Here is a 7,173-nt window from a genome sequence, read left to right on the forward strand (position 1 = left end):
TACAAGCTTTCCATCTATAGGAGAGCGCATTTGGTGGTAGCCTCAGGTATTGATGCAGTGCGTGCGATGGCACTTTGTAAACCCTGTGTTATTTTAGGAGATTACGGCCTGGGAGGAATGGTGACGCCTGCTAACTATGACCACTTGCAATCCGTATCTTTTAGAGGACGGAAAGGTGGCTGTTTCAAGGAAATGGTTCCTTTGGATTTGCTGGAAGTGGAAATTCGAAAGTATTTTACATCTGATTCCCTGAAATCTGTTTTTGAGGTTCAAAAAAAGATATTTGCGGATTATGGTAAAATTATTATTGATAAAAAAATATTGGAAGAAACAGAGCGGATAATCAGTTTGTCTGCATCGATAAACAAACGCAGCGAAAGGTATTCGTTAAAGCCCCGCTTATCCTCTTTGTTTGCTTTGGAAGAATCGGACGGAAAACAAAATCTGATGCGTGGGTTCGGGTGTTTTGGCGAGATAGATATAGAAATGGTCAGCCTGCTAAAACAGTGTGACGGAACTTTGTCTGTACTGGAGTTAGCCGAACGAAACGGATATAATAAAGAGGAAACCGGAATACTTTGGTCTAATCTGTATGAATTGTGGAAAGAGAAACTAATACTATTTTCACCATGAAACAGTTGCCGGACTTTGATTTAAGCATCGTAATACCACTTTGTGGCCGGTTAGATGAATTTAAACGGGTATTCTCGTCTGAATCGAACTACTATGAACGAAACGGTATTGAAGTGGTGCTGGTGATCAATAAGCCGAACGAACAGCAAGAGACACTGGATTATATCCGTACTTATCCATTTATCAATTGGAAAGTAGTGATTAATAGGCAAGATCACCCGCAACACAATCCGGCAACTGATTTTAATGCCGGCATCCGACAGGCAACGAAACAATACGTTCTGACTATGGGCCCGGTATTGGAATTTTGCACAGACGTAATCTATGAGTTACGCGAAAAGCTGGATTCTTACCCGGAGCATTATGCTGCCGGTCAAACCCGGTATATGGATAAGTTGATTCCATATGGAAGCGTCATGGCTAAAAAAGAATATTTTGAAAAGGTAGGCGGATATAGTGAACATTATACCGAATGGGAAGAAGAAAACAACAATATATGCAGACGCTTGGAATTGGCAGGCATTCATCGGCTGCTATTCCCAGAAATAGAACTGAGCCTAAGAGAAAATTCCTCTCAACAAACAGTTTCAAAAAATAAACAACAGGCACGAATCCCTAATGAGTTATTATCGGAAATGCTTTTGCCTGTAGATATAAAAATAAATAAGTCTTTTAAAATAACTGATTATGATACGGTAATATATGACTGGAAAGAGCATCCTTATGCCAAACAGCAATGTAGGGATTATCTTTCGACCTTAAAGCAATTTGATATATTGTCGGATGATATATTTGAAAAATCGTACCCTTTGATTGCATTAATCCCTACTTACAACGAATCCGAACGCATAACTGATTGTTTGCGTAGCGTAGAGAAATATTGTGACGGTATTATTCTGCTGGACGATGATAGCACAGATGATACCTACCGGATAGCCCAATCAGATAAACTATTGATTAAAGCAAAGAAAGTACGTACCGAATTTAATGACAAGCAGAACCGGAATATATTACTGGATATAGCTTCATTTTTCAAAGCAGAATGGTTTATTTTCATAGATGCGGATGAACGTTTCGACGATCGGTTTGTGGATTTGAGGGAGGTGATGAAAAGAGACGATGTAGATACGGTAGGGGTTTGGATAGCAAATCTATGGAATAACGAAAAGGTTTATAGAGTAAATATAGGAATGTCTAATTTTATATTTAACCAAGGTTTATGGGTAAGATGGAGGATGTTCAGAAATCAAGGAAGAATGAAATATATAGTAACAAATAAACTTCACTTTAAATCAGTACCATATCTTAGTAAGCCGTATATAAGCCAAACTTTAATTCTTCATTATGGCTATTTGACTCAAAAAATACGGAAAAAAAAATACCTTATGTATAAAACTGAAGATAAAAATAATATTATTAATTATAATGAAATACTAGATATCAATAATAAGTATGAAAAAGTGGAGAATATTACTGTGGATTTTTTTAAAATAGATTTTATATTATGAAAAAGCTGCTACTTTTAGTTTTGATATTATCATTAATTGGATGCACAGAGAAAAAGATGCATTCTTTAGAACTAGACCGGATCGATTTAAAAGAAGCTAAGATGTTAGATGAGCTTTTCTTTGAAGCCGATTTAGATTCAATTGAATATATATTATTAGAAATGACTCCTGATGGTGAATCTTCAATCAATAACATATTAGATTATTGCGTTACAAATGATTATATTTTTATTCATTCTTCAAAAAAAGGAGGAATATTACAGTTCAACAGATCAGGGAAATTTATTAGACATTTTGCTCATAAAGGAGATGGACCTGGAGAAACTATATCCATAAATTCTATTTCAGCAAATGAAGAAAAAGAAGAATTATATATATCTCAATTATCTACAACATTAGTCTATGACTTCCATGGGAATTATCTTAAGACTATAAAAATATCAAGACTTACTTCTTTCCAATATTATTTAAAGAATAATTTATGGATAGAAACTGGAAAACTATTTCTCCCTATAAATTATCCAAGAATGATAGGTTTAGGCATTTTCAATTTAGATGGAGATACTATTGATATAAGAAATAATTTTGTTAATGAAGAAATATTATCAGCTGATATTACAGGAATCATTAATTCTTATTTAATTTCAGGAATAAGTAACAATTATTTATCATATATATCTCTAAGCGACACTATTTTCAGCCTTTCTTCAAAAGGTATAGAACCTGTATATGAAATAAATACTGAAAGAACAATTGAAGCCAAAAAAAAATTATCGAATTTTCGTTCTGACAATATGATTGAAAATAATTTCTTGATACATGATTTTTTTGAAACAACTGATTATTTTTATGTTAGAGTAATATATAATAGTAATATGTACATTTATTCTTATAATAAAACAAACAAACAGCAGGTATACTCTCTAAATTAGATCCATTTGAAATGATGGAATATAACAGAAATTTAAGTCTGATTGGCTTAAAAAGTTTATATAATAACAACATACCTGTATGGATTTCTAAAATGTATTGGGATAAAAAATTATTAGTTCAATTTAATACTGCATCAGAAATACTATATTTAAAAGAAAATGGAATATTAAACAATCCCGAAGGGGAAATTAAAAAAGTTAACGAAGACTCTAATCCACTGATAATAATATACCATTTGAAATAATGGTATATTATAACAATTAATTAATAATTAAATTATTGCTTATGAAAAAGTTATCTTTAATCAAACTTTCCAAAAAAGAAGAAAGTAAAATTTTGGGAGGTGCTTGCAATTTTAAGTGTAGTACGACCTATGGTTGTAATACTTGCTCCGGCTTTCATATTAGCTATGCTCTATCGGATAATTATGGACAAAATCGTGATAACGATATATATGTGAGAGATATAGGTTCATGATTTAATCGAATACGCAGTTAATCAAATTGGGAGCTATCTTTTAGCTCCCTAAAAAAAACAAATTATGAAGCCAATATTATTTAAAGATAAATATGGTAATTCCTATATGTATTCTTTTAGTCGAAAAAAATTGTGCTACTTAAATAGAGTTGTTTTTGAATTAGTCAATTTATATTTATCTGGGTATAATTTCGACTCCATTTTTGAAAAGATGAATTCAAAATATTCTTTAAGTGAACTAAATAAAGCAAAGAAACAGCTATTGTTTTTTGAAAATAATTCTTTTCTAACTGATACTAATACTCATGAATTATCACTTATAACAAGTGATTACATTAAACAAAATATTAGCAATGTAAATGTAATCACATTTGAAGTTACTCAAAAATGTAATTTAAAATGTTATTATTGTACATATGGTGAACTTTATAATAATACAGAAAATAACCATATAAGAAATCTTTCATTCAGCAAAGCTCGAGGATTAATAGATTATATGTTTAATAATTATAATAGTAAAAATAATTTATCAATATCCCGATTTCTAACAATAGGTTTTTATGGAGGAGAACCATTATTAAATTTTAGATTTATCAAAAAGATGGTAGAGTATTTGAATAAAATAAAAATAAATAATGTCAAAATAGAATATACAATGACAACAAATGCTTTATTGTTAGACAAGCATTTAGATTTTCTGGTTAATAATAATTTCATGCTTATGATAAGTTTAGATGGAGATTATAATTCCTCATTATATAGGGTTTCTAAAAAAGGGAATAAAATTTACAATAAAATACTACTTAATATAAAAAAAACTAAAACAAAAGTATCCCGAATATTTCAAAAACAAAGTTGTTTTTAACACAGTGTTACACGATAAAAATTCTCTATTGGACGTACTGGAGTTTATGAAATCAAACTTTGATAAGATACCTAAATTGTCTGAATTGTCTCAAGCATCATTGTTATCTAGCACTAGGCATATATATAATAAGATGAAAAAAAATTTAATTGAAGAATTAGTGAAGTCTAAAAATTTTATAGATAGAAAAGATTATCTTTTATTAGATCCAAGAATTGATTCTTTAAAAAAGAAAATATCACTATTGGTTAGTAATACTTATAATAATTTAGGTGAGTTACTTGACATAATTGATTCTTCATCATATATTCCAACCATTTCGTGTACTCCTTTTTCATTTAAATTGTTTGTTTCAGCTGATTCAAAAATTCATTTATGTGAAAAGATTGGTTACAAATATCCATTGGGATATATTGATATAAATAATATTCCACAATTTGATTTTGAATCATTAGCAATTAATTATAACAAATATTACAAAACTATTGCCTGTGAATGCTTAAAATGCTATAATATTTATACTTGTTCCACCTGTCTGTTTGAAAGGAATTTTAAATGCAAAAAATTTTCAAAAGAAGATTATACCAAACAATTAGAATATTATACAAAGAATGATTATTATTTTTCATACTACTATCCATATTTCACCGGCTATAATAAAGATTTTTGTATTAATCAATTAAAATTCGATTTGTTAGATATATTTAGTCAAGAATTAGATGAAAATTCCATTTTTTCTCGACAGTTGATTAATTCAAATTTTTACGGAAGATTATCAATTTTTCCAAATGGTGAAATATTTAGTTGTATAAATAAAGTTACATTAGGCAATATATCATCAAATTCAATAAAAAATATTATTCTTGAAGAAATGACAGAAAATAGAAATTGGTTCTTAACAAGAAAATCAGTGAGTCCATGTTCAAGTTGTAAATATAATATCCTATGTCCTTCAATAAGCGATTTTGAAATTTTTATGAATTACTTCAGTTTCTGCAATTTACAGTCATGGTCCAGATTATAAAATACTGTGTGTTTGTTATTTTTATTCTTTTGTTCAGTTGTAATTCTCATAAATCAACTGATAAAAATAAAGAAAATCACGCAATTATTGCTCATAATAATATCTTAAAAAGATACAGAGATAATATTAGTGACACAGTTATTGTTTGTGATATATCTCTTGCTAAAAATAAAAAAGAACTACCCATCAATTTATTAGTTGATACATTAAGCATTATCACATTCGATAATTTAATAAAAGACCGTTTAGAGAATCCTTTTGTTCCTGTATTTCGATTTTCAGATAATTATATTTGCATGTATTCTAATGCCAAATCACCACTAATGCTATTTGATAAAAAGGGGGCTTTTATTCGAAATATAGGTCGGATTGGTGAGAAATTAGGACAATATATAAACATAGACAATATTTTTATGGATGAAGAAAATAATAGAATTTACATATTACCCATTAATACCGACTTTATTTTAGAATATGATTTTTTAGGCAAATATTATCGGAACATACCTTTGGTCCATAAAAATATTTCTGGTTCATCTTTCCAAGTGAATAGTAAAAATGAAGAAATTCTAATATTAACTCCTTTTAATAGTAAAACTGAACATTGTATATGGATTCAGGATTTTACAGGTAAACGTTTACAGAGTATAGCACCTTATACTTATTATCGTGATATTTCTTATTCAGGAAGTATGGCAATAACATATTTTCAGATGCAAGAAATTAGCTATTTTCATTATAGAGTTAATAATGGGTCTGACTATTTATATCATTTTATAAAGAATAGAAATAGGCTATCACCACGATTTAGAATCAAAAATACAGAAGATAATATTCCTTATTATATCTACGAGCTCCCAAATCACTTTATAATAGAAGTTGATAAAAGAATTGCTAACGCTGAAAATCTATCGTATCAGAAAGTTATAATTGACAAAAAGAAATTGACTGGTTGTGCTTTTGATTGTTTCTCATCAGATTATAACATATTATTGGGAAATAAGCATCCCATTTTATTAAATACGATTTCTAATGGATATTTTTCAGAATATTATTTTTTGTCTGAAATAATTTCCTTTTTGGAAAAAAACAATAATACTACAGATAATCTCAAAAATAAAAATTCACACATATCTACAATCGATTTAAAAAGTTACACTAAAGACTACTTATTTTTATTTGTGGGTAAATTGAAGAAATAATGTTAGTGGCATATTGGGATATCTTGGGGTATATTAATATTTCTTTACCGCCCCCTTCTTTGTTGTATTAAATATTTTAACTCTTTAAGGGTTGTTTTTTACAACAAGATTGTTTATATTTTTAAAGAAATAATTGTTAATCTTAATTTTTTTGTGTATGCCTGTCAACTATCTATTAATACTATATGTAGGAACACAAAAAAGGTTGGATATTTGTTCAAGAGAGATATCTAATTATTTAGTTAAGTTGTTATCTACCTATTATCAGCTTCATCTGTTGGGAGACCTGTTTCCTGAGCAAAGTTATGAACAGGGACAATCTTACGATCTGATTATCATTCAAAATTCACTTAGCTTTATACGCTATAAAAAACAGTTTAAGCGATTGGGTAAATCTCCTGCATTGTTTATTGCTACAACGAACCGTTTAGATAGCTACATTGCCCCGTTTAAGAATTTGTATGGAGTACTGAGTATGAGTGATGCAGCCTTGCCGGCTTTTGGTATACCGGAAGAAATGATGCTTCATTT

The 7,173-nt window shown here is 29.1% G+C and carries 7 protein-coding genes and 1 pseudogene; all 8 read left to right on the forward strand.

Annotated elements, in window-relative coordinates:
- Positions 1–633, forward strand: a pseudogene (locus C4S38_RS15855) (hypothetical protein); the annotation flags it as partial.
- A complete protein-coding gene (locus C4S38_RS15515) occupies positions 630–2,141 on the forward strand; it encodes a glycosyltransferase family 2 protein (RefSeq protein WP_103984465.1) in 1,512 nt (503 codons plus the stop codon). The pseudogene C4S38_RS15855 and the gene C4S38_RS15515, both read left to right, overlap by 4 nt.
- The gene (locus tag C4S38_RS15520; RefSeq protein WP_103984466.1) at positions 2,138–3,073 is read left to right on the forward strand and encodes a 6-bladed beta-propeller; all 936 of its coding nucleotides are present in this window, start codon (positions 2,138–2,140) and stop codon (positions 3,071–3,073) included. Before C4S38_RS15515 ends, C4S38_RS15520 begins: the two co-directional genes overlap by 4 nt.
- Positions 3,074–3,084: 11 nt before the next feature.
- Complete coding sequence (locus C4S38_RS15525; RefSeq protein ID WP_103984467.1) at positions 3,085–3,318, forward strand: hypothetical protein; 234 nt, start codon at positions 3,085–3,087, stop codon at positions 3,316–3,318.
- 297 nt (positions 3,319–3,615) lie between these two features.
- Positions 3,616–4,416, forward strand: coding sequence for a radical SAM protein (locus C4S38_RS15535; RefSeq protein WP_103984469.1), 801 nt, complete (start codon positions 3,616–3,618; stop codon positions 4,414–4,416).
- Between the two features lie 133 nt (positions 4,417–4,549).
- Positions 4,550–5,440, forward strand: a complete 891-nt coding sequence (locus tag C4S38_RS15540; protein ID WP_103984470.1) for an SPASM domain-containing protein — start codon at positions 4,550–4,552, stop codon at positions 5,438–5,440.
- A complete protein-coding gene (locus tag C4S38_RS15545) occupies positions 5,425–6,642 on the forward strand; it encodes a 6-bladed beta-propeller (protein WP_103984471.1) in 1,218 nt (405 codons plus the stop codon). The genes C4S38_RS15540 and C4S38_RS15545 overlap by 16 nt, the downstream gene beginning before the upstream one ends.
- A gap of 157 nt (positions 6,643–6,799) precedes the next feature.
- On the forward strand, positions 6,800–7,173 hold a 374-nt coding region (locus tag C4S38_RS15550), incomplete at its 3' end, for a hypothetical protein (RefSeq protein ID WP_146059500.1).

This window comes from Parabacteroides chinchillae (genome assembly GCF_900108035.1).
Classification (GTDB): Bacteria; Bacteroidota; Bacteroidia; order Bacteroidales; family Tannerellaceae; genus Parabacteroides; species Parabacteroides chinchillae.